A 23,171-nucleotide genomic window follows, 5' to 3' on the forward strand; every position below is an offset into this window, starting at 1 on the left:
CGACGAGCTGTCGTACCAGGGTCAACATCCAACCAGGCCGAAAACGTTCCCGCTCGTGGCTTTTCTTCTCTGAGGATTCTGCTGTGTCGTTGATGAGGACGTGCCCAGGCCGTCGGCGGTTCATGCCTGTCGACTTCCAGGACTCGCCATTCGGCTCGAACTCCCGAACGGGCCGGGGGTCGAGGTCCGCGTAGCATAATCCTCTGCTGGGTTGGAGCATAAGCCCCGTCCGCGACACCGGTAGCCTGCATAACGGCTGCTCCGCCGCCCTCCCCGGGGCCGACGGTCCGCCAGGAGCCGTGGTGGCAGGTGGAGATGGCGTTCCGGTGCCGCCGGAAACGGCCCGGTTCTTGTTCGCGCAGCGCGTACAAGCTGCGGAGGCCGGGTCCGATGTGTCTCAGGCATTGGGAACACTGTGGGGGTCGGCCGCCGGAGAGCGGGCCGAAGTAAGACGAGTCAGAACGTCATTGAGGAGTGCACACCGCGTGAGCGCCGAACCGACCGCGTCGTCCGCCCTGCTGGCCGGAGACGACGGTTCCAACTACACCGCTCGGCACCTGCTCGTCCTGGAGGGGCTGGAGGCGGTCCGCAAGCGCCCCGGCATGTACATCGGCTCCACCGACAGCCGCGGTCTGATGCACTGCCTCTGGGAGATCATCGACAACGCGGTGGACGAGGCCCTGGGCGGGCACTGCGACAAGATCGAGGTGGTCCTGCACGAGGACGGCTCGGTCGAGGTGAAGGACAACGGCCGCGGCATCCCGGTCGACGTGGAGCCCAAGACCGGGCTCTCCGGCGTCGAGGTCGTGATGACCAAGCTGCACGCCGGCGGCAAGTTCGGCGGCGGCTCCTACGCGGCCTCCGGCGGTCTGCACGGCGTCGGCGCCTCGGTGGTCAACGCGCTCTCGGCGCGGCTCGACGTCGAGGTGGACCGCAGCGGGCACGTCCACGCGATCAGCTTCCGGCGCGGCACCCCCGGCATCTTCACCGAGCTCAGCCCGGACGCCCCGTTCGAGGCCGGCAGCGGGATGACCAAGAAGGGCAAGGCCCCGCGCGGCCGCACCGGCACCCGGATCCGCTACTGGGCCGACCGGCAGATCTTCCTCAAGGACGCGAAGCTCTCGCTGGAGACCCTGCACGCCCGGGCCCGGCAGACCGCCTTCCTGGTGCCCGGCCTGACCATCGTGGTCCGTGACGAGCGCCTGACGGAGAGTGAGAAGGTCCAGCAGGACACCTTCCGCTACGACGGCGGCATCGGGGAGTTCTGCGAGTACCTCGCCCCGGACAAGCCGGTCTGCGACGTGCTGCGGCTGCAGGGCGAGGGCTCCTTCAAGGAGACCGTCCCGGTGCTGGACGAGCTCGGCCACATGACCCCGACCGAGGTCACCCGCCACCTCGGGGTGGACATCGCGCTGCGCTGGGGCGCCGGCTACGACACCACGCTGCGCTCCTTCGTCAACATCATCGCCACCCCCAAGGGCGGCACCCACGTCACCGGCTTCGAGCGCTCGCTGGCCAAGACGGTGAACGAGGCGCTGCGCGCGGCCAAGGTGCTCCGGGTCGCCGAGGACGACGTCACCAAGGACGACGCCACCGAGGGCCTGACCGCGGTGGTCACCGTCCGCCTCGCCGAGCCGCAGTTCGAGGGCCAGACCAAGGAGGTGCTCGGCACCTCGGCGGCCAACCGGATCGTCGCGGCCGTGGTGGCCAAGGAGTTGAAGAACTTCCTGGCCTCCACCAAGAAGGACGAGAAGCTCCAGGCCCGCGCCGTGCTGGAGAAGGTCGCGGCGGCCGCCCGCACCCGGGTGGCGGCCCGTCAGCACAAGGAGGCGCAGCGTCGGAAGACCGCGCTGGAGACCTCCTCGCTGCCGGCCAAGCTGGCCGACTGCCGCAGTGACGACGTGGAGCGCAGCGAGCTCTTCATCGTCGAGGGTGACTCCGCGCTCGGCACCGCCAAGCTGGCCCGCAACTCCGAGTTCCAGGCGCTGCTGCCGATCCGCGGCAAGATCCTGAACGTCCAGAAGGCCTCGGTCTCGGACATGCTGAAGAACGCCGAGTGCGCCTCGATCATCCAGGTGATAGGAGCCGGTTCGGGCCGCACCTTCGACATCGACCAGGCCCGCTACGGCCGGGTCATCTTCATGGCCGACGCCGACGTCGACGGCTCGCACATCCGCTGCCTGCTGCTGACGCTGTTCCAGCGCTACATGCGGCCGATGGTGGAGCAGGGCCGGGTGTTCGCCGCGGTGCCGCCGCTGCACCGGATCGAGCTGACCAGCCCCAAGCGGGGCCAGGACAAGTACCACTACACCTACTCGGACGCCGAACTGCGCTCCACCCTGCTGGAGTTCCAGCGCAAGGGGCAGCGCTGGAAGGAGCCGGTGCAGCGGTACAAGGGCCTCGGCGAGATGGACGCGGACCAGCTGGCGGAGACCACCATGGACCCGCGCCACCGCACCCTGCGCCGGATCAACCTGGGCGACCTGGAGCAGGCCGAGAAGATCTTCGACCTGCTGATGGGCAACGACGTGGCCCCGCGCAAGGAGTTCATCGTGGACTCGGCGGCCACCCTGGACCGCTCGCGCATCGACGCCTGAGCCCCCCGCACGCGAAGTGAGCCCCCGTCAGCTGACGGGGGCTCACCTGTTTGGGTGAACGTATCTGCAAAGCCGGGGCGAGGGCCGGACGGACCATCCCATCCTGGAACGATCCGGGCGTACCGGAGGGCCGGCCTCCGGGTTCGGCCTCCGGACGCCGACACCGATCGTGGAGCAGCCCGTGGCACAGCAGCAGGTCAGAGAACGGGCGGCACGACCGCAGGCCGAGGTGTACCGGGCGGTCCAGGAGAGCGAGGCCTTCCAGCAGATCCGCCGCGGCTACCGGGGCTTCGTCTTCCCGGCCACCGGCGCCTTCCTCGGCTGGTACCTGCTCTACCTGGTGGCCCAGGCCGCCGCACCGGGTCTGATGGCGCGCCAGCTGGCCGGGCCGGTGAACGTGGCCTGGCTGCTCGGCCTGCTCCAGTTCGCCTCCACCTTCCTGCTCACCTGGCTCTACGTGCGGCACGCCCGCACCCGCCGGGACGCCGCCGCCCTGGAGCTGCGCTGGGACACCCAGGACCAGCTCCGATGACCGGCACCCAGCACCAGTGGGCGGTCGGCCTGTTCGCGGTGATCGTGCTGGTCACCCTGGGGATCACGCTCTGGGCCGGGCGCCGGGGCCAGGCCGCCGAGGAGTTCTACACCGGCGGGCGGGAGTTCAGCCCGCTGCAGAACGGTTTCGCCCTCTCCGGGGACTACCTCTCCGCCGCCTCCTTCCTCGGCGTCACCGGCCTGATCGCGCTCTACGGCTACGACGGGGTGCTGTACAGCGTCGGCTTCCTGGTGGCCTGGCTGGCCGTGCTGATGCTGGTCGCCGAACTGGTGCGCAACGCCGGGAGGTACACCCTGGCCGACGTGCTGGCGGTCCGGCTGCGCCGCCGCCCGGTGCGGGCCGCCGTGGGCAGCGCCAGCGTGGTGGTCACCCTGCTCTACCTGGTGGCCCAGATGGTCGGGGCGGGCAGCCTGGTCGCGCTGCTGCTGGGCACCGGCAGCGGGGCGGCCAAGACCTGGGCGATCGTGGCGGTCGGCGGGCTGATGATCGTCTACGTCACGGTCGGCGGGATGAAGGCCACCACCTGGATCCAGATCGTCAAGGCCGTGCTGCTGGTGGCCGGTTCGGCGCTGCTCACCCTGCTGGTGCTGGTCCGCTTCCGGGGCGACCTGGCCGGGCTGATGCGGGCCGCCGCCGAGCACAGCGGCGCCGGCCCGGCGTACCTGCGGCCCGGCCTCAAGTACGGGGCCACCACGGCCAGCCGGCTCGACCTGATCTCGCTCGGCCTGGCCCTGGTGCTCGGCACCGCCGGGCTGCCGCACATCCTCTCCCGCTTCTACACCGTGCCCACCGCCCGGGCCGCCCGGCGCTCCACGGTCTGGGCGATCGGCCTGATCGGCGGCTTCTACCTGATGGCCATCGTGCTCGGCCTCGGTGCCGCCGCCCTGGTCGGCAGCGCCGCCGTCCGCGCCGACAACCCGGCGGGGAACACGGCCGTCCCGCTGCTCGCCCAGGTGCTCGGCGGCGGGGCCTCCTCCACCGGCGGGCTGCTGCTCTTCGCGCTGATCTCGGCCATCGCCTTCGCCACCATCCTGGCCGTGGTGGCCGGGCTGACGCTGGCCTCCTCGGCCGCCTTCGCGCACGACCTCTACCTCGGGGTCTGGCGCCGGGCCCGGGGCGGGGCCGAGGTGACGGCACGTCAGGAGGTGCTGGTGGCCCGGGGAGCGGCGGTGCTGATCGGGGCGCTGGCGATCGTGCTCAGCCTCTTCGCCCAGCGGTTGAACGTGGCCTTCCTGGTCGGCCTGGCCTTCGCGGTGGCCGCCTCGGCCAACCTCCCGACACTGCTCTACAGCCTCTTCTGGCGGCGCTTCACCTCCCGGGGCGCGGTCTGCTCGGTGTCCGCCGGGCTGGCCACGGCGGTGCTGCTGGTGCTCTTCTCCCCGGTGGTCTCCGGCTCCCCGACGGCCGTCCTCCCGGGCCTGGACTTCCACTGGTTCCCGCTGGAGAACCCGGGGCTGGTGGCCATCCCGGTCGGCTTCCTGGCCGGCTGGCTCGGCACCGTCACCTCCCGCGAGCCCGCCGACCCGGACGGCTACGCCGAGTTGGAGGTCCGCGCGCTGACCGGCGCCGGGGCCGCCTGAGGGGCCCTCACCTCCCATCGGTACCGTCGGCCGGATGACGCCCACCACCCTGCTCGTCGACGGCGCGGTCGCCTTCGCCACCGGCTTCGCGGTCCGCGCCGTCCCCCGCGTCCTCCGCGGCCGGGAGCGGACCTCCACCGGACGGACCGTCAGCCCGGCGGCGGCCCTCGCCGTGGTGGTCGCGCTGGTCTACCTCAACCAACTGCTCTGCGCCGCCTACCTGCTGCGGGTGCACGGCGGCGACCCCTCGTACGTCACCCGGTACCTGCCCGAGGGGTGGTTCGCCCAGCCGGTGGGGAACCCGGTGGTGGAGTGGCTGGCCGAACGGCTGCCGGTGCCCGGGCTGTTCGCGGTCACCGTGCTCCGGGTGCAGGCCTTCCTGGAACTGCCCCTGGTGCTGTTCGCCTACGGCACGGTGCTGCGGCTGCTCGGCCCGGCGCCCTACCGCCGGCTGCTCGGCTCGCGCCCGCTGGTGTGGGCCGCCGCGCTCTCCTACACGGTGGTCTTCGGCGTGGTCGAGTGGGACCTGCACAACCCGTGGACCGGGCAGGACCTGGCGGTGCGGGCGGCCTCCGCCCTGGTCACCCCGCTGGTGGTCACCGCGCTGGCCCGGCGGGAGACCGGTGGCGAGCGGCGGCTCGGGGCGGGCGGCCTGCTGGGCCTCACCCTCGGGCTGTGGGCGCTCGGGCAGCTGGTGATGGTGGTCTACGACACCGCGCTGCTCTACAACCTCGGCCACCTGGGCGGGCGGTGGCCCTCGCTGCTGCTCGCGACGGCGGGGGTGTTCGGGGCCTCCTGGGCGGTCGACCGGTGGCCGGGAGCGGGCGGCGGGGAGACGGCGGCGGCCCTGGAGGGGGTGCTGCGCTGGTCGCTGGCCTACTTCCTGGTGCCCGCGCTGGCCGTCCGCTACAGCGTCGCCTTCGGCACCCCGCTGCTCGGCGCCCTGGCCGGGCTGCTGGTCGGGGCGCTGGCACTCCGTCAGGGGTTGGGCGGCCGGGCCGGTGCCGCGCTGCCGTGGCTGCTCGCCGGCGGTGCGGCCGGGCTGGTGGCCGCGTACCTGGCGGTGCGGGCGGTCACCGACACCTACTACGAGTCGGCGCTGCTGCGGGCGATGGCGGTGCTGCTCGGCACGACCGCGCTGACCTGCGGGTTCGCCGACCGCCGGCGTGCTCAGCGGGCGGGCGGGGCGGCCAGCAGGTAGCGGTGCTCGGGGCGGCCGGTGTCGCCGTAGCGCAGCGAGAGGCGCAGGCGGCCGTCGCGTTCGAGCTGCTTGAGGTAGCGCTGGGCGGTGGAGCGGCTGAGGCCGGTGCGGTCGGCGACGTCCTGGGCGGAGAGCGGGCCCGGGGTGCGGCGCAGGGCGGCCAGCACCAGGTCGGTGGTGGGGGCGGAGTGACCCTTGGGGAGGGCGGCCGCGGCGGGGGCGGCGGTGCGGAGGGTGGCGAACAGCCGGTCCACCTCGGCCTGGCAGGTCTCCCGGGCGGCCGGGCCGGTGAGGGCCTGGCGCAGCTCGGCGTAGGCGGTGAGCTTCTCCCGCAGGCCGGCGAAGGTGAACGGCTTCACCAGGTACTGAAGGGCGCCGTGCCGCATCGCGGCCTGCACGGTGGAGACGTCCCGGGCGGCGGTCACCATCATCACGTCGCAGCCGATCCCGGCGGACTGGAGGTCGCGGATCAGCTCCAGGCCGGTGCGGTCCGGGAGGTGATGGTCCAGCAGGAGCAGGTCGGCGGGGGTGCGGCGGAGCGCGGCGGCGGCCTCGGCGGCGCTGTGGGCCTGCCCGCAGACCCGGAAACCGGGGACCTTGGCGACGTACGCGGCGTGCACCTGGGCCACCCGGAAGTCGTCGTCCACCACGAGCACGTCGATCACCGGGGGGCTCCTGCGGGCTGGTCGGGGCGGTGGGGGTGGTGGGGGTGCCCTGCGGGCGGCCCGGGTACGGATCGGAGGGCGGCCGGGCGGGAGGCCGGGGCGGGTGGCCCGGCGTCGGGGTGACCGGTGGGCGGGGCGGTCAGCAGGGCCTCGGGGAGCAGCACCGTGAACTCCGCGCCGCCGGTCGCGGAGCGGCCCACCGTCACCGAGCCGCCGGCGCGTTCGACCTGACGGCGCACCAGGGGCAGGCCGAGGCCGCGCGGGCGGTGGGCGGGGGCCTGCTTGCTGCTCCAGCCCTCCTCGAAGACCCGATCGCGCAGTTCCGGCGGTACGCCCGGTCCGTCGTCGGAGACGGTGAGCCGCAGGCGTGGCCCGTCGGCGCGCAGGGCGACCTCCACCGAGCGGGCCGTGGACTCCAGGGCGTTGTCGAGCAGGTTGCCGAGCACGGCGGCCAGCATCCGGGCGTCGGCCACCGCGTCCGGCAGGTGGCTGTGGTGAGTGACCGTCAGCCGGGCGCCCCGTTCGGCGGCGACCGCGGTCTTGCCCGCCAGCAGCGCCGCCACGTGCGGGTCCTGGACCTGTTCGGCGATCCGGGCGGCCACCGCCGCCTGGGTGCCGGACTCCTCGCAGAGGTACTGGGCGGCCTGGTCGTGCAGGCCGAGCTCCAGCAGGCCGAGCAGGGTGTGCAGCCGGTTGGCGTGTTCGTGGTCCTGGGCCCGGAGGGCCTCGGTGAGGCTCCGGGTGTGGTCCAGTTCGCGGACCAGGGACTCCAGTTCGGTGCGGTCCCGGAGGGTGGTGACGGCGCCGCCGTCGGCGGTGGCCATCCGGTTCATCAGCAATACCTGCTCGCCCCGGACGGCCGGCAGGTCGGCCCCGGTGACCCGCCCGGCCAGCACGTCGGCGGGGCGGCCGGGCGGGAGCACCTCGTCCACCGGCCGCCCGGTGCAGTCCTCGGGGAGGGCCAGCAGGCGGCGGGCCTCGTCGTTGGCCAGCCGGATCCGGCCCCGGGCGTCCAGCGCGACCACGCCCTCGCGGATGCCGTGCAGCATCGCCTCCCGCTCGATCAGCAGGGCGGAGATGTCGGCCACCGCGATGTTGTGGGTGCGCCGCTTGAGCCGCCGCGCGAGCAGCAGGGTGGCGGCCGTCCCGACCACCAGGCCGGTGCCCGCGCACAGCGCGATCCCGTCGGTCATGCCGAGCAGCTGACCGCGGATCGACCGGTCGCTGATGCCGACCGAGACCTCGCCGACGATCCGGCCGTCGGCCAGCCTCAGCGGCACCTTGCCCCGGGCGGTGCGGCCGAGGGTGCCGTGCTCGATGGCGGTGACGCTCCGTCCGTTCAGCGCGGGCCCCGGATCGGTGGAGACCCGCTGGCCGATCCGGGCCGGGTCGGTGTGGGAGAGCCGCAGCCCGGCCGCGTCGGTGACCACCACGAAGCTGGCGTGCGTGGCCACCCGGATCTGCTCGGCGTTGCGCTGGGCGGTGGCGGAGTCCCGTTCGGCGGCGGCCCGGGCGATGGTCTCGTCGGCGGCGGTGGCCAACGCGATGGAGAGCGCCCGGTCCATCGCGTTCCGGTCCAGCTCGTGGCTGACCGGGGCCAGCAGCAGCCCGGCGGTCAGCGCCGTCACGCCGAGGGTGACCACGGTCTGGCCGAGCAGCAGCTGGGCGAAGACCCGGCGCGGCCAGTGCGGACGTCTCATCCGGGGCTCCTCTCGTACGGCCGGCACCGGGCGGCCGGCGGCTGGCGACTGACGGCTGACGGCGCAGGTGACGGGCACCCTACGTTCGCCCGGGCGCCCTGTCAGCCCCCGTCCGCCGAGTATCCGGAAGCAGAACGAGCAGAACAGCCCCCTGCGCGCAGAACCCGCGCAACGCCCGCAAGCCTCCCGGCCCCGGCCCGCCCGCTCCTAGCCTCCCGGTGCACCGCAACCACCCACCCGTGGAGAGCAGATGAGCAGCACCCCACCGGCGATCGAACTGATCGGCGCCACCAAACGCTTCCGGACCCCGTCCGGCACCCTGCACACCGCCGTCCGGAGCCTCGACCTGACCGTCGCCCCGGGCGAGTTCGTCGCCGTGGTCGGCCCGACCGGCTGCGGCAAGTCCACCACGCTGACCCTGGTCAGCGGGCTGGAGGAGCCCACCGAGGGCGAGGTGCTGGTGCACGGCCGCCCGGTCACCGGGATCGACCCCGAGGTCGGGTTCGTCTTCCAGCAGGACGCCGTCTTCCCCTGGCGGACGGTGCTCTCCAACGTCACGGCCGGCCCCCGGTTCCGCGGCGTGCCCGCCGCCGAGGCGAAGGAGCGGGCCCGGGACTGGCTGGCCCGGGTCGGCCTGGCGGCCTTCGAGGACCGCTACCCGCACCAGCTCTCCGGCGGCATGCGCAAGCGCGTCGCGCTGGCCCAGACCCTGGTCAACGACCCGCGGATCCTGCTGATGGACGAGCCGTTCTCGGCCCTGGACGTGCAGACCAGGGCGCTGATGTCCGATCAGCTGCTGGAGCTGTGGGCCGGCACCGGCTCCTCGGTGGTCTTCGTCACCCACGACCTGGACGAGGCGATCGCGCTCGCCGACCGGGTGGTGGTCATGACAGCGGGCCCCGCCACCGTCAAGGAGGTCTTCACCGTGGACCTGCCCCGGCCGCGCACCGTCGAGGCCGTCCGCCTGCAACCCCGCTTCGTCGAGCTGTACCGGGAGATCTGGGCCTCCCTCGGCGAGGAGGTCCGGATCACCCGCGAACGAGGAGCCGACCGTGCAGCCTGAACTCACCCTTCCCGCACCGGCACCCGCCGCCGGCTCCCGCACCGAGGCCCGCGAACGGGCCGCCCGGCAGCGCCGGCTGGGCGTCGCCGGAGCCCGTGCCGCCGTGCTGGCCGGCTTCCTCGGCTTCTGGGAACTGGCCGCCCGCACCGGGGTCGTCGACCCGTTCAACTTCTCCCAGCCGTCCAGGATCTGGGCCCAGATCTGGCAGTGGACCACCCACGGCACCGCCCAGGGATCGCTCGGCGAGCAGATCGGCTACACCCTCTACGAGGCCCTCACCGGCTGGGTGATCGGCGTGGTCGGCGGCGTGCTGCTGGGCATCGCGCTCGGCCGGGTGCGCTTCCTGGCGGACGTGTTCGGCCCGTACATCAAGGTGCTCAACGCGATCCCCAGGATCGTGCTGGCCCCGATCTTCCTGATCTGGTTCGGCCTCGGCCCGGCCTCCAAGGTGGCCTCCGCCGTGGTGCTGGTCTTCTTCCCGGTCTTCTTCAACGCCTTCCAGGGCGCCCGCGAGGTGGACCGCAACCTGATCGCCAACGCCCGCGTCCTGGGCGCCTCCAACCGGCAGCTCACCGTGCGGGTGGTCGTCCCGGCCGCCACCAGCTGGATCTTCACCAGCCTGCACGTCTCCTTCGGCTTCGCCCTGATCGGGGCCATCGTCGGCGAGTACATCGGCGCCACCAAGGGCCTCGGACTGCTGGTCGCGGCCGCCCAGGGCACCTTCAACGCGGCCGGGGTGTACGCGGCGATGACCATCCTCGCGGTGGTCGCGCTGTTCACCGAGGGGCTGCTCACCTTCGCCGAGAAGCGGCTCTTCCGCTGGAAGCCGGCCGACTCCGGCGACGGCCGCTGAGCACCGCCTGACCCTCCGTCAACTCCCCATCCAGAGAGGCACCCCCCGTGCGCAGAACCGCTCTCCTCGCCGCCGCCCTGCTGCTCACCCTCACCGCCTGCGCCAACGAGGCCTCCTCCTCGCACAGCGCCGGCTCCGGCCCGGCGGTCGACGGCCCCAAGGTCAAGATCATGGTCGGCGGGCTGGACAAGGTGATCTACCTGCCCGCCATGCTCACCCAGCGGCTCGGCCACTTCGCCGAGGCCGGGGTCAACGTCGAACTCCTCAGCGAGCCGGCCGGGGTGAACGCCACCACCGCCCTGCTCGCCGGGGACGTCCAGGGCGCCGTCGGCTTCTACGACCACACCATCGACCTCCAGGCCAAGGGCAAGGAGGTGCAGTCGGTGGTCCAGTTCTCCCAGGCACCGGGGGAGGTGGAGGTGGTCTCGGCCAAGCAGGCCGGGGCGATCCGCAGCGGCGCCGACTTCAAGGGCAAGAAGCTCGGCGTCACCAGCATCGGCTCCTCCACCGACTTCCTTACCAAGTACCTGGCCGTCAAGAACGGCGTCGCCGTCAGCGAGTTCAGCCCGATCGCGGTCGGCGCCGGGCAGACCTTCATCGCCGCCATGCAGCAGGGCTCGATCGACGCCGGGATGACCACCGACCCCACCGTGGCGAACATCCTGGCCAAGCAGATCGGCACCGTGCTCTACGACATGCGCACCCCCGAGGGCTCGCGCGCCGCCCTCGGCGGCCTCTACCCCTCCTCCTCGCTCTACATGAACACCGCCTGGGTCCAGCAGAACAAGGAGACCGTGCAGAAGCTGGCGAACGCCTTCGTGAAGACCCTCCGGTGGATGAACACCCACACCCCCGAGGAGATCGCCGCCAGGATGCCCGCCGACTACGCCCAGGGCGGCGCCGAGCAGTACGCGGCGGCGATCAAGGCCACCCTGCCGATGTTCACCACCGACGGGGTGATGCCGCCGGAGGGGCCGAAGACCGTGCTCGCGGTGCTCGGCGCCTTCCACCCGGACGTGCGGGGCAAGGAGGGGTCGATCGACCTGGCCCGCACCTACACCACGGAGTTCGTCTCCAAGGTCAGGTGACCGGACCCAGTGAGGTGACGTCCATCCGGGACGGAGTGGCCGCGGCCTTGCCGCAGCTCTCCGCCCGGGGCGGCTCGCTGACGCCGGCCGCGACCTCGGCCAGCCAGGCCCGGCCGTCCTGGTGACGGACCGTCACCCGCCAGCCCTCGCCGTGCCGCTCCTGACCGACCGTCAGGGCGTCCGCGGCGGTCTCCCCGGTCAGCAGCCGCACCGCCTGCTCGGCGGCCTGGCCCGGCCGGTCCCAGTACGAGCGGCCGCGCGAGAACTCCGGCACCACGTGCCCGACGGCGGTCGCCGCCAGCACCTCCTTGGCGGCGGTCGGGCTCAGCCGCCCGTACGCGTAGCCGAACGGCAGCACCAGCATGGTGGGGGAGAAGCGGTGCCCGCCCAGGTGGGTCACCTCCCAGACCTCCGCGTGGCCGGCCGCGGCCAGCTCGGCCGCCAGCGGGCGGCCGAGCAGCGCGCAGCAGCGGTCCCGGCGGCCGTTGGTGCACACCAGGGCCAGCGGGTCGCCGCGGTGCTCGGTGCCGAAGCCGCCGTGCTCGCCCGCGCCGAGCGCGGCGAAGTCCAGGGTCAGCAGCTCCGCCGGATCGGCCACGTTGGTGCGGCGCACCCAGGACCGGCCGGGGGCGGTGTGCGCCACGACCACCTCGTGCCGGGCCGTCGGCAGGCAGTCCGCGTGCCGCCCCGGCCGCCGGATCAGCGCCACCCGCACCCCGGTGTCCGCGGCCGCCGCGTCCAGGGCCCGCCCGACCGCCGGGTCCAGGTGGCTCTCCGCCAGGGCCTTCGCGCCCCACGGGCCGACCTGCTCCACCAGCAGCCAGGTGGTGGCGGTCGCCGCCGTCGCGGACAACGGCTCGGTCAGTTCGCGGGACAGCGTCGCACAGGTGCTCACGCCGGTAAGGCTACGCTTCCCCACCTCCGGGCCGCACGGACCACGCCCCGGGTCCGTCAGTCCCCCTGTAGGGGCATCGCACCCCGGAATGGAGGGCTGGCTATGCTGATCCGTATTCGCACGAATGTGTGAGCTGATGCGTGGGGGGACCTGTGGGGAGTCAGTTCAAGGTCGAGACCGGCCGCCTGGACAAGTTGATCGCCGATCTGCACCGCAGCCAGGACGAGATGCGGACCGCGCTCAACGCCATGCGCGACACAGGCCCGAAGACCACCGGGAGCACCGCGCTGGACCACGCCTGCGACGAGTTCCACGACAGCTGGGACGACGCGATCAAGAAGATCGCCGACGGCACCCAGCAGATCGAGGAAGGCCTGAAGCTCACCAAGCAGGCCTACGAGGAGACCGAGCAGGCCATCCGCGACGCCTTCGCCGGAGGCAAGTGATGAGCGACGCCGCCGACTTCCCGGCCCTCGGCTTCGACCCCGCCCCCGGCAACCCCGGCAACGTCGACGCCCTGGTCACCCGCCTCAACACCGCCGCCTCCGCGCTCTCCAGCGCCCACCAGAGCCTCTCCTCGCTCACCCGGACCGGGGGCGCCTGGCAGGGCGACGCGGCCACCGCCTTCGCCGGCAAGGTCGGCGAACTGCCCTCGATGCTCCGCGACAGCGACGACGCCATCCGCACCGCGGCCCGCCAGCTCGACGCCTGGCACGGCCAGCTCCTCTCCTACCAGGCCACCGCGCGCAAGTACGAGAGCGAGGCGCAGGCCGCCAAGCAGCGCTGCGAGCAGTGCGAGGCCGCCAAGGACCGGGCCAGGACCCGCTACAACTCGGCCGCCGACGCCCCCGCCTTCCGGCTGGCCGGCCAGGTCTACACCGACGACGCGGCCCTCCAGGACGCCCAGAACCGGATCGACACCGCCCAGCGCGAGCTGACCCGGGCTGGGGACGAACTGGACGGCGCCAAGCGCGCGTTGGACGACGCCAAGGACGCCTTCGAGGCCATCGTCAAGCAGGCCAAGGAGCTCAAGGAGGACCACCAGGACTCCGCCGCGAAGATCGCCAAGGCGCTCCGCAAGGCCAACCAGAACGCCCCCGAGACCAGCATGTGGGACAGGTTCAAGGACTCCCTCAAGCGGGCCGGCCACGCCATCAAGGAGTGGGCCACCAAGCACGCCGACCTGCTGAAGAAGATCGGCGACTGGATGGGCGTCGCGTCCACCGTGCTGGGCGTGCTGGCGCTCTGCACGCTCTGGTTCCCGCCGCTGTCCGGCGCGCTGGCGCTGGCCGGTGGCGTGATGTCGGCCGGTGCGCTGGCCACCCACGGACTGGCCAAGCTCGGCGGGGCCAAGGTGAGCGCGATGGACCTGATCGGTGACGGCCTCGGGGTCGTCCCGTTCGGCAAGTTCGCCGGGGTCGCCATGAAGGGCAGCGCCAAGGTGGTCACCAAGGTGGGCGCCGAGGTGATCGAGAACGGCCAGAAGGTCACCCGGGCGGTCGACGTCATCGACGGCGTCAACGGTGCGGCCCGGATCGCCGACAAGGCCGGCGACGCCGTGCACGCGCTGCCCAGGATCAGCCGGATCGGCGGCGAGGCGGTGCAGGACGGCGTCGACTTCGTCGCCAAGCCCGGCATCGGCAACCGGGTGGCGCTGGCCTGGGAGAAGCACGTCGCCGACAACATGGCCTCCTCCTTCAAGGAGAAGCGCCTCAGCGACATCGTCACCCGCACCCCCGGGCTACGCAGCCTCCCCGGCCTGCAGGCGGCGATCCGCGCCGACGGCAGCCTGGACCCGCTCTCCTGGTGGTCCCGGGGCCCGCAGGTGGTCGGCAGCGGGGTCGGCATCATCAACAGCGTCGGCACGCTGCTCTCCGGCGAATGACCCCCAGGACCGAGGACGGTGACGAGAAGTGAACTTCATCCAGGGTGAACCCCGCTCCAGGACGGGCCTGTTGCTGTGGTTCTTCGCCCAGTGGATCGTGATCCCGCTGTGGTTGGCGCTGCGCACGGCACCCGCGACGGTGCTCATGCTCCTCGACCACCAGGGCATGAAGGGCCCGGGGTTCGGCGCGAGCGCGGTCCTGAAGCGCGCGGTGGGCCCCGGCCGGCTCCGCCGGGAGTGGAGCCGTGACGGCGGCCTCTGGGAGGCTCACCTCGACCGGAAGCTGGCGGAGCTGCGGTCCGAACTCGACCGCCTCGCCCGCCACCCGGGGAGCGCCGTCCGCTGGGACGGGCAGTACCGCCCGCTCGCCGCACTCCCGTACTGGTACCTCACCCGGGACGACTTCGGCACCCTTCCGCTCGACCGCATCCTGACGGCGGGTCAGCGCGCCGGCCTGCCGGGCTGGCAGCCGGCCGGGAAGACCGTCCAACTGCGCAACGTCCACCACCAGGGCTGACCACCGGCCGTGAGGCCGCAGCGGTCAGGAGAACAGGAAATCGGCCGATGACGACCGAGCAGTCAACCGCACCGAACGTCCCGGACCGGGGGTTCACCTTCGAGGTGCCGGTGCACTTCCACGACCTCGCCATGCACCTGGACGAGGCCGCGCGCTGGGCCCACCTGGAGGAGCTCGCCTGCGAGATCTGGTCCGGCGGCACCGCCGACCAGCGCTCCGGGGTCCAGCAGCTGTACGCCGACATCGCCGAGGCGGCGGCCCAGGACGGCGCGATCTACGCGGGTGTGGCCATGTTCGCCACCGAGGACGACCGGATCAGCAGCGCCTCGCTGATCGCCCGCACCGACCCGATCGAGGCCGGTGACCTGGAGACGATCGTCGCCACCCTGGAGGAGACGCTCTCGCTCAACCCCAGCAACGACGTGCAGCGGGTCGAGGTCGAGGCCGGTCCGGCGGTGGTGTCCTTCTCCGCGGTGGAGTGGCAGATCGGCCCGGCGGACGCCCCCGAACGCCCGGAGCCGATCGTGCTGGCCCGGGTCGACGCCTACGTCCCGTTGCCGGACCTCGGCACACTCCTGGTACTCGCCCTCAGCACCCCGTCGCTGCCCGAACTCCCGGACTATGTCGCCCTGCTGTCGCAGACCGCGGAGACGGTCCGCCGTCTCGACGAGGAGCCGGTGGCCGCCACCGTCCCGGGGCAGCCGGCCGGGGAGACGGCGGCCAGGATGACGGCGGCCTTCGGATGAGTGGCTGACGCACCCACGACACGGCGGGAGGGGCACCGGTGACCCGGCGCCCCTCCCGTCCACCGTCGTCAGGCCGTCGGCCCGCTGACCGCCGCGATGGTGCCGGTGACCGGGGTGCCCGAGCCGTCGCGGCGCGGGTCCCGCTCCGGAAGGGTGACCGGGGTGCCGTTGGCGGTGCAGGCGCGGGCCGGGGCCGGGCCGGCCCAGGCGAAGGCCAGGCCGTCCTCGCCGCGCAGGAAGCGCTGCACCCGGACACCGCCGGTGGCACGGCCCTTGCGCGGGTAGAGCTCGAAGGCGGTGACCTTCCAGCTGCTGTGCTCGGAGCCGGAGAGCGTGCCCGAGGCCGCGGCCACCGAGACCACCACCGCGTCCGCCGCCGGGTCCACCGCGGTGAAGGAGAGCACCCGGGCGCCGTCCGCCAGCTTGATGCCGGCCATGCCGCCCGCCGGGCGGCCCTGCGGGCGGACCTGGCCCGCCGGGTAGCGCAACAGCTGGGCGTCGGAGGTCATGAAGACCAGGTCCTCCTCGCCCGTCCGCAGCTCCACCGCGCCGACCACCTGGTCGCCGTCCTTGAGCGCGATCACCTCGAACTCGTCCTTGTTGGCGGGCCACTCGGGCACCACCCGCTTCACCACGCCCTGCACGGTGCCCAGCGCCAGACCCGGCGAGGACTCGTCCAGCGTGGTCAGCGCGATCACCCGCTCGCCGTCCTCCAGCCGGAGGAACTCGCCCACCGCGGCGCCGCCCGCCAGCGAGAACGACGGCGAGGGCGGCAGCGCCGGCAGGTCGATCACCGGCAGCCGCAGCACCCTGCCCGCCGTGGTCACCGCACCGACGTCGGCCCGCGCGGTGGCCGGCACCGCCGAGACCACCACGTCCTGCTTGGAGCGCGACTCGGAGAACTCCACCGGCTCGCCGTCCGCCGTCCGGGCCAGCAGGCCCGTCGCCGACAGCAGCACCCGGCACGGGTCGTCCGCGACCTCCAGCGGCACCGCCAGCGAGGCGGACGGGGCGGCCCCGGCCTCCAGCAGCACGGTGCGCCGCTCGGTGCCGAACTGCTTCGCCACCGCCGCGAGTTCGCCGGAGACCACGCTGCGCAGCTTGCTGTCCGACTCCAGGATCTCGGTCAGCTCCGCGATCTCGGTCAGCAGCTTGGCCTGCTCGTCCTCCAGCTCCACCCGGTCGAAGCGGGTGAGCCGGCGCAGCGGGGTGTCCAGGATGTACGCGGTCTGCGTCTCCGACAGCGAGAAGCGCTCCATCAGGCGCTCCTTGGCCTGCGTCGCGTTGTCGCTGGAGCGGATGATCGAGATGACCTCGTCGATGTCCACCAGGGCGACCAGCAGGCCCTCGACCAGGTGCAGCCGCTCCTGGCGCTTGCGGCGGCGGAAGTCGCTGCGCCGCCGGACCACGGTGAACCGGTGGTCGACGTAGACCTCCAGCAGCTCCTTCAGGCCCAGCGTCAGCGGCTGGCCGTCCACCAGCGCCACGTTGTTGATGCCGAAGGTCTCCTCCATCGGCGTCAGCTTGTAGAGCTGCTCCAGCAGCGCCTCGGGAACGAAACCGTTCTTCACCTCGATGACCAGGCGCAGACCGTGCTCACGGTCCGTCAGGTCCTTGACGTCGGCGATGCCCTGGAGCTTCTTCGCGCCGACCAGGTCCTTGATCTTGCCGATCACCTTCTCCGGGCCGACGCTGAACGGCAGCTCGGTGACCACGATGCCCTTGCGACGGGCCGTCACCGCCTCGATCGAGACCGTCGCCCGGATCTTGAAGGTGCCGCGGCCCGACTCGTACGCGTCCCGGATGCCCGACAGGCCGACGATCCGGCCACCGGTCGGCAGGTCCGGACCCGGCACGAAGCGCATCAGCGTCTCGAGGTCCGCCTGCGGGTGCTTGATCAGGTGCCGGGCGGCCGCCACCACCTCGGCCAGGTTGTGCGGCGGCATGTTGGTCGCCATGCCGACCGCGATGCCGGTGGCACCGTTCACCAGCAGGTTCGGGAACGCGGACGGCAGCACCGTCGGCTCCTGCTCGCTGCCGTCGTAGTTCGGCCCGAACTCGACGGTGTCCTCGTGGATCGACTCCACCATCGCCATCGAGGCGGCCGTCAGCCGCGACTCGGTGTACCGCATCGCGGCCGGCGGGTCGTCGTTCCCCAGCGAACCGAAGTTCCCGTGGCCGTCGATCAGCGGCAGCCGCATCGAGAACGGCTGTGCCATCCGGACCACGGAGTCGTAGATCGAGGCGTCGCCGTGCGGGTGCAGACGGCCCATCACCTCGCCCACCACGCGGGCGCACTTGACGTGCGCACGGTCCGGGCGCAGGCCCATCTCGTTGGCCTGGTACAGGATCCGGCGGTGCACCGGCTTGAGGCCGTCACGCGCGTCGGGCAGGGCGCGGGAGTAGATGACCGAGTAGGCGTACTCCAGGAAGGAGCCCTGCATCTCGTCCACCACGTCCACGTCGAGGATGCGCTCCTCGTAGTCTCCGGGCGGCGGGGTGGGCGAACTGCGGCGGGCCATCGCGGCTTGGCTCCCTTGCGTCTCTGACGGTACTTCGGTAAACGTCCGGGCTCGGCGCCGGGGTACGGCGCCCCCCATTGTGAACCCTAAGGCTGACAGCCTCCGTCAACCCCCTCCCCCCGAACCCGCTTCCGCCCGTGGCGAACGCCCCGTTGGCGCGGGCACAACCGGACGCGCCGTGCGTTGGACCAGAATGGGGAACGGCAATTCCCTGCCCCTCCGGACCTGCCATCCGGACCGCGACCGACCGAAGACGGGAAGGACCCAGCATGGCCAACCCGGCCCCCGCCTCCACCCGAGGCCTCGCCATCACCGAGCACCGACTGGCCAACGGCCTGCGCGTGGTGCTCTCCGAGGACCACCTCACCCCGGTGACCGCCGTCTGCCTCTGGTACGACGTCGGCTCCCGCCACGAGGTGAAGGGGCGCACCGGCCTGGCCCACCTCTTCGAGCACCTGATGTTCCAGGGCTCCGCCAACGTCTCCAACAACGGCCACTTCGAACTGGTCCAGGGCGCCGGCGGCTCGCTCAACGGCACCACCAGCTTCGAGCGCACCAACTACTTCGAGACCATGCCCGCCCACCAACTGGAGCTCGCGCTCTGGCTGGAGGCCGACCGGATGGGCTCCCTGCTGGCCGCCCTCGACGACACCTCGATGGAGAACCAGCGCGACGTCGTCAAGAACGAGCGCCGCCAGCGCTACGACAACGTCCCCTACGGCACCGCCTTCGAGAAGCTCACCGCGCTCTCCTTCCCCGACGGCCACCCGTACCACCACACCCCGATCGGCTCCATGGCCGACCTGGACGCCGCCACCCTGGAGGACGCCCGCGCGTTCTTCCGCACCTACTACGCGCCCAACAACGCGGTGCTCTCCATCGTCGGCGACCTCGACCCCGAGCAGACCATCGCCTGGGTCGAGAAGTACTTCGGCACCATCCCCGCCCACGACGGCAAGCAGCCCCCGCGCGACGGCACCCTGCCCGAGACCATCGGCGCCGAGGTCCGCGAGCTCATCCACGAGGATGTCCCCTCCCGCGCCCTGATGGCCGCCTACCGCCTGCCGCACGACGGCACCCGCGAGGCCGACGCCGCCGACCTGGCGCTCACCATCCTCGGCTCCGGCGAGTCCAGCCGCCTCTACAACCGGCTGGTCCGCCGCGACCGCACCGCCGTCTCGGCCGGCTTCGGCCTGCTCCGCCTGGCCGGCGCCCCCTCGCTCGGCTGGCTCGACGTCAAGACCTCCGGCGACGCCACCCTCGACCGGATCGAGGCCGCCGTCGACGAGGAGCTCGCCCGCTTCGCCGCCGAGGGCCCCACCGCCGAGGAGCTGGAGCGCGCCCAGGCCCAGATCGAGCGCGAGTGGCTCGACCGCCTCACCACCGTGGCCGGCCGCGCCGACGAACTCTGCCGCTACGCCGTCCTGTTCGGCGACCCCAAGCTGCTCAACGAGGCGCTCGGCAAGGTCCTCGACATCACCGCCGAGGAGGTCAAGGCCGTGGCCGCCGCCCGCCTGCGGCCGGACAACCGGGCGGTCCTGGTGTACGAGCCCACCACCACCGACGACGCTGCCGACACCGAGGACGAGGAGGCGGCGGCATGACCGACCCCACCCCCACCATGACCTTCCACCCCAAGCCGACCGCCGGCGACCCGACCCCGTGGGCCTTCCCCGCCCCCGAGCGGGCCGTCCTCGGCAACGGCCTCACGGTGCTGCACTGCCACCGCCCCGGCCAGCAACTCGTCGCCGTGGACGTTCAGTTGGACGCCCCGCTGGCCGCCGAGCCGGACGGCCTCGACGGCATCGCCAACATCCTCGCCCGGGCGCTGAGCGAGGGCACCGACACCCTCACCGCCGAGCAGTTCGCCGGCGAGCTGGAGCGGGCCGGCGCCACCCTCGACGCCCACGCCGACCACCCCGGCATCCGGGTCTCCCTGGAGGTCCCCGCCTCCCGCCTGGAGCGCGGCCTCGGCCTGCTCGCCGACGCCCTGCGCGCCCCCGCCCTCCCCGAGGACGAGATCGAGCGCCTGGTCGCCAACCGCCTCGACGAGATCCAGCACGAGCAGGCCAACCCGGCCCGCCGCGCCGCCAAGGCCCTCTACGCCGAACTCTTCGAGGAGGCCGACCGCCTCTCCCGCCCGCGCAGCGGCACCGCCGAGACGGTCAAGAACATCACCCGGGCCGCCGTGCAGGCCTTCTACGCCGAGCACCTGCACCCCGGCACCGCCACCGTCGTCGTGGTCGGCGACCTCACCGGCATCGACCTGCCCGCCCTGCTGGAGGCCACCCTCGGCCAGTGGGCCGGCACCCCCGCCGCGACCACCGAGCACGCCGCCGTCACCGCCGACGACACCGGACGCGTCGTCATCGTCGACCGCCCCGGCTCCGTCCAGACCCAGCTGCTCATCGGCCGGATCGGCCCCGACCGCCACGACCCCGACTGGGCCGCCCAGATCCTCGGCACCTACTGCCTCGGCGGCACCCTCACCTCCCGCCTGGACCGCGTCCTGCGCGAGGAGAAGGGCTACACCTACGGCGTGCGGGCCTTCGCCCAGCCGCTGCGCTCCAACGCGGCCGGCACCGGCCGCGCCCTGCTGGCCATCAGCGGCTCGGTGGACACCGCCTCCACCGCCCCCGCCCTGGCCGACACCTGGACCATCCTGCGCACCCTCGCCGCCGAGGGCCTCACCGACGCCGAGCGCGACGAGGCCGTGCAGTTCCTGGTCGGGGTCGCCCCGCTCAAGTACGAGACGGCGGGCTCCGTCGCCGCCACCCTGGCCGACCAGGTCGAGCAGTACCTGCCCGACGACTACCAGGCCGAGGTCTACCGGCAGCTCGCCGCCCTCGGCACCGACGCCGCCACCGCGGCCGTCGTCGCCGCCTTCCCGCCGGACCGGCTGGTCACCGTGCTGGTCGGCGACGCCTCCGCGTTCGCCGACGCGGTCCGGGAGTTGGGGATCGGCGAGGTCACCGTCGTCAGCTGACGCCCCGTCGGCTCGCGGCCCGGTGGAGCCCCTTCGGCTCCGCCGGGCCGTTTTTAATTTCGTTGTGCTGCTGTCGGCTGCTGTGGCTAGATTGCTCCCGTCGCCACACGGGCGGCCATCGAGCACGGGAGAGGAGGCGGTCACCATGCGGGTCGAGCGACGAACCGGCTCCCCGAGGCCGTACTTCCCCTGTGCGGCTCTCTGAGCCCCTCGGTCTTCCCCGAGCCACGCCGGAAGCTTCGCGTGGCAGCTCGTTCTCCTTACGCTTGAACCAGCCGACCCGTGGAGGTCGTTCACCATGTCGTACACCGAAGTCCCCGGCATCCGCGTCCCGATCCGGATGTGGACCAACCCCTCGACCGTCGAGGGCGCCGCGATGCAGCAGCTCCGCAACATCAGCTCCCTCCCGTGGCTCCACGGTCTCGCCGTGATGCCGGACGTCCATCTCGGGAAGGGCGCCACGGTCGGGTCGGTCATTGCCATGAAGGGCGCGGTCTGCCCGGCGGCGGTCGGCGTCGACATCGGGTGCGGGATGAGCGCGGTGAAGACCTCGCTGACGGCCAAGGACCTGCCGGACGACCTCTCGCGGCTCCGGTCGAAGATCGAGCAGGCCATCCCGGTGGGGCGTGGGCTCCACTCCGACCCGGTCGACCCGGGCAAGCTGCACGGCTTCGCGACGGCGGGGTGGGACGACTTCTGGCAGCGCTTCGACGGTGTCGCCTCCGAGGTGAAGTGGCGGCGTGAGCGGGCCATGCAGCAGATGGGGACGCTGGGCGCCGGCAATCATTTTGCGGAAGTATGTGTCGATATGTCCGATTCGGTATGGCTCATGCTGCACTCCGGATCGCGCAACATCGGCAAGGAGTTGGCGGAGCACCACATGGGTGTGGCCCGTGGCCTCCCGCACAACCAGGGCCTGGTCGACCGCGACCTCGCGGTGTTCATCGCGGACACCCCGCAGATGGCGGCCTACCGCTCCGACCTGTTCTGGGCGCAGGAGTACGCCAAGAAGAACCGCGCCGTGATGATGGCGCTCTTCAAGGACGTGCTGCGGCGTGAGTTCCCGAAGGCCAAGGTCTCGTTCGAGAACGAGATCAGCTGCCACCACAACTACGTGGCGGAGGAGCAGTACGACGGTGTCGACCTGCTGGTCACCCGCAAGGGCGCGATCCGGGCCGGCTCCGGTGACTACGGCATCATCCCGGGCTCGATGGGCACCGGCTCGTACATCGTCCGCGGCCTCGGCAACGCGGCGGCCTTCAACTCGGCCTCGCACGGCGCCGGCCGGAAGATGAGCCGGACGGCGGCGAAGAAGAAGTTCACCGCGCAGGACCTGGCGGAGCAGACCAGGGGCGTCGAGTGCCGCAAGGACAGCGGTGTCGTGGACGAGATCCCGGGAGCATACAAGTCCATCGAGAAGGTGATCGAGCAGCAGCGTGACCTCGTCGAGGTCGTCGCCCAGCTCAAGCAGGTCGTCTGTGTGAAGGGCTGACGGATCAGGCCGGGGTGCGAGGAGAGAGCGCCCCGGCCTTTTTCGGTCCCTGGATCCGCCAGCGGCGCATTTTGCAGCTCTGGACCGAGCGGTTCAGCAGCACTGCGGCTTGCTCCGGGTCTTGTGTGGCGAGGAGGAGTTCGGTCTCCTCGACGGTCCAGGAGCGGCGACTGACCTTCCGTACGTTGGCAGGCCGGATCCAAGTCGTCACCCGCTGTGCCGCAGCGACCTTCCTCGGCAGGGCCAGGCAGCCCGGGTAGTAGAGGTCGCTGGTGATCGCGACGGCATCCTCCCGTGTGATGCAGATGTTGTAGATGTCGTCACGCGCGTTGCGGTTGACGATGCGTCGGAGGCCGGTGATCCGCTCGGCGTAGGCCCCGAAATGAGCAGCGATCACATCGCTCTTGGTGGTGAGGCCGATGAAGGGCAGGTCCCGCCCGGTCCGACCGAGTGAGCCGTCGGCGTCCACCAGGCCGCGCAGGTAGTCGCGTTCGGAGTGCGGAACCGTGGGCGGCGCTATGCTGTCCGACTTTCGGCCGGGTGGTAGGCCCAGCGCTCGGAGCGTTTCGCGGAACTCGCGGGCGCAGACCGTCCATACGACCGAGGTGTGTTCGGTGGCGAAGTTGGTGTCGCGGGTGCGGTATCTGATCGAGCTGTTGTAGGGGCAGAGCCGCTGGAACTCCTCCAGGAGCGGTGCGTCTCGGGCGGACAGCTCCACCGACAACTGCCCCTTGTTGCCGGGGCCCAGGTGGAGGTGTCCATCCGCCTGGATGAAGCCGAACATGTAGGCGTGCTCAGGGCGTTGGAGATCGAAGTCGTTCATGGCAT

19 protein-coding genes are annotated in these 23,171 nt (G+C 72.3%); 14 read left to right on the forward strand and 5 right to left on the reverse strand.

The window, feature by feature from the left end:
* The first annotated feature begins 485 nt into the window (after positions 1–485).
* The 4 genes from ACIA8O_RS38065 to ACIA8O_RS38080 all read left to right on the forward strand — a co-directional run bounded on the left by ACIA8O_RS38065 (position 486) and on the right by ACIA8O_RS38080 (position 5,931).
* Positions 486–2,597 (forward strand): type IIA DNA topoisomerase subunit B, encoded by a 2,112-nt coding sequence (locus ACIA8O_RS38065; protein WP_396298648.1) that lies wholly within the window; start codon positions 486–488, stop codon positions 2,595–2,597.
* 181 nt (positions 2,598–2,778) lie between these two features.
* Entirely contained in the window at positions 2,779–3,129 is a 351-nt protein-coding gene (locus tag ACIA8O_RS38070; RefSeq protein WP_396298649.1) for a DUF485 domain-containing protein, read from the forward strand.
* The gene (locus tag ACIA8O_RS38075) at positions 3,126–4,730 is read left to right on the forward strand and encodes a cation acetate symporter (RefSeq protein WP_396298650.1); all 1,605 of its coding nucleotides are present in this window, start codon (positions 3,126–3,128) and stop codon (positions 4,728–4,730) included. Before ACIA8O_RS38070 ends, ACIA8O_RS38075 begins: the two co-directional genes overlap by 4 nt.
* 34 nt (positions 4,731–4,764) lie before the next feature.
* Positions 4,765–5,931, forward strand: coding sequence for a hypothetical protein (locus tag ACIA8O_RS38080; RefSeq protein WP_396298651.1), 1,167 nt, complete (start codon positions 4,765–4,767; stop codon positions 5,929–5,931).
* On the opposite strand, the gene ACIA8O_RS38085 is transcribed toward ACIA8O_RS38080, so the two are convergent.
* Together ACIA8O_RS38085 and ACIA8O_RS38090 are read right to left on the reverse strand one after the other, a co-directional pair.
* Positions 5,901–6,596: a response regulator gene (locus ACIA8O_RS38085; RefSeq protein WP_396298652.1), complete on the reverse strand. Its 696-nt coding sequence runs from the start codon at positions 6,594–6,596 to the stop codon at positions 5,901–5,903. The two genes, ACIA8O_RS38080 and ACIA8O_RS38085, sit on opposite strands and share 31 nt — an antisense overlap.
* Positions 6,593–8,296 (reverse strand): ATP-binding protein, encoded by a 1,704-nt coding sequence (locus tag ACIA8O_RS38090; protein WP_396298653.1) that lies wholly within the window; start codon positions 8,294–8,296, stop codon positions 6,593–6,595. The genes ACIA8O_RS38085 and ACIA8O_RS38090 overlap by 4 nt, the downstream gene beginning before the upstream one ends.
* Before the next feature lie 250 nt (positions 8,297–8,546).
* Here ACIA8O_RS38090 and ACIA8O_RS38095 point away from each other — a divergent pair, with 250 nt between their 5' ends.
* Genes ACIA8O_RS38095 through ACIA8O_RS38105 form a run of 3 tightly spaced genes read left to right on the forward strand, consistent with a single transcriptional unit; the run spans position 8,547 to position 11,300 of the window.
* A complete protein-coding gene (locus ACIA8O_RS38095; RefSeq protein WP_396298654.1) occupies positions 8,547–9,359 on the forward strand; it encodes an ABC transporter ATP-binding protein in 813 nt (270 codons plus the stop codon).
* Positions 9,349–10,212 carry an ABC transporter permease gene (locus tag ACIA8O_RS38100; protein WP_396298655.1) on the forward strand — a complete coding sequence of 288 codons (864 nt, stop codon included), beginning with the start codon at positions 9,349–9,351 and terminating at the stop codon, positions 10,210–10,212. The genes ACIA8O_RS38095 and ACIA8O_RS38100 overlap by 11 nt, the downstream gene beginning before the upstream one ends.
* Positions 10,213–10,259: 47 nt before the next feature.
* Entirely contained in the window at positions 10,260–11,300 is a 1,041-nt protein-coding gene (locus ACIA8O_RS38105) for an ABC transporter substrate-binding protein (RefSeq protein WP_396298656.1), read from the forward strand.
* Here the strand turns inward: ACIA8O_RS38105 and ACIA8O_RS38110 are convergent.
* Positions 11,293–12,195, reverse strand: coding sequence for a sucrase ferredoxin (locus tag ACIA8O_RS38110; RefSeq protein WP_396298657.1), 903 nt, complete (start codon positions 12,193–12,195; stop codon positions 11,293–11,295). The genes ACIA8O_RS38105 and ACIA8O_RS38110 overlap by 8 nt on opposite strands.
* 152 nt (positions 12,196–12,347) lie before the next feature.
* On the opposite strand from ACIA8O_RS38110, the gene ACIA8O_RS38115 reads away from it, so the two are divergent.
* Genes ACIA8O_RS38115 through ACIA8O_RS38130 form a run of 4 tightly spaced genes read left to right on the forward strand, consistent with a single transcriptional unit; the run spans position 12,348 to position 15,343 of the window.
* Positions 12,348–12,641 (forward strand): WXG100 family type VII secretion target, encoded by a 294-nt coding sequence (locus tag ACIA8O_RS38115; protein WP_396298658.1) that lies wholly within the window; start codon positions 12,348–12,350, stop codon positions 12,639–12,641.
* Positions 12,641–14,080: a putative T7SS-secreted protein gene (locus tag ACIA8O_RS38120; RefSeq protein ID WP_396298659.1), complete on the forward strand. Its 1,440-nt coding sequence runs from the start codon at positions 12,641–12,643 to the stop codon at positions 14,078–14,080. Before ACIA8O_RS38115 ends, ACIA8O_RS38120 begins: the two co-directional genes overlap by 1 nt.
* A 28-nt stretch (positions 14,081–14,108) precedes the next feature.
* The gene (locus ACIA8O_RS38125; RefSeq protein WP_396298660.1) at positions 14,109–14,597 is read left to right on the forward strand and encodes a hypothetical protein; all 489 of its coding nucleotides are present in this window, start codon (positions 14,109–14,111) and stop codon (positions 14,595–14,597) included.
* A gap of 47 nt (positions 14,598–14,644) precedes the next feature.
* Positions 14,645–15,343, forward strand: coding sequence for a hypothetical protein (locus ACIA8O_RS38130; RefSeq protein ID WP_396298661.1), 699 nt, complete (start codon positions 14,645–14,647; stop codon positions 15,341–15,343).
* A gap of 68 nt (positions 15,344–15,411) precedes the next feature.
* Here ACIA8O_RS38130 and ACIA8O_RS38135 read toward each other — a convergent pair whose 3' ends face one another.
* Entirely contained in the window at positions 15,412–17,865 is a 2,454-nt protein-coding gene (locus ACIA8O_RS38135) for a DNA topoisomerase (ATP-hydrolyzing) subunit A (RefSeq protein ID WP_396298662.1), read from the reverse strand.
* Positions 17,866–18,134: 269 nt separating this feature from the next.
* Between ACIA8O_RS38135 and ACIA8O_RS38140 the strand changes: the two genes are divergently transcribed.
* The 3 genes from ACIA8O_RS38140 (at position 18,135) to ACIA8O_RS38150 (ending at position 22,343) form a co-directional block, all read left to right on the forward strand.
* The gene (locus ACIA8O_RS38140; protein ID WP_396298663.1) at positions 18,135–19,469 is read left to right on the forward strand and encodes a M16 family metallopeptidase; all 1,335 of its coding nucleotides are present in this window, start codon (positions 18,135–18,137) and stop codon (positions 19,467–19,469) included.
* Complete coding sequence (locus ACIA8O_RS38145; protein ID WP_396298664.1) at positions 19,466–20,851, forward strand: M16 family metallopeptidase; 1,386 nt, start codon at positions 19,466–19,468, stop codon at positions 20,849–20,851. Before ACIA8O_RS38140 ends, ACIA8O_RS38145 begins: the two co-directional genes overlap by 4 nt.
* A gap of 298 nt (positions 20,852–21,149) precedes the next feature.
* Complete coding sequence (locus ACIA8O_RS38150) at positions 21,150–22,343, forward strand: RtcB family protein (protein ID WP_396298665.1); 1,194 nt, start codon at positions 21,150–21,152, stop codon at positions 22,341–22,343.
* 4 nt (positions 22,344–22,347) lie between these two features.
* Here ACIA8O_RS38150 and ACIA8O_RS38155 read toward each other — a convergent pair whose 3' ends face one another.
* Complete coding sequence (locus tag ACIA8O_RS38155) at positions 22,348–23,166, reverse strand: hypothetical protein (RefSeq protein WP_396298666.1); 819 nt, start codon at positions 23,164–23,166, stop codon at positions 22,348–22,350.
* Between the last annotated feature and the right edge of the window lie 5 nt (positions 23,167–23,171).

This window comes from Kitasatospora sp. NPDC051853 (genome assembly GCF_044452665.1).
Taxonomy (GTDB): Bacteria; Actinomycetota; Actinomycetes; order Streptomycetales; family Streptomycetaceae; genus Kitasatospora.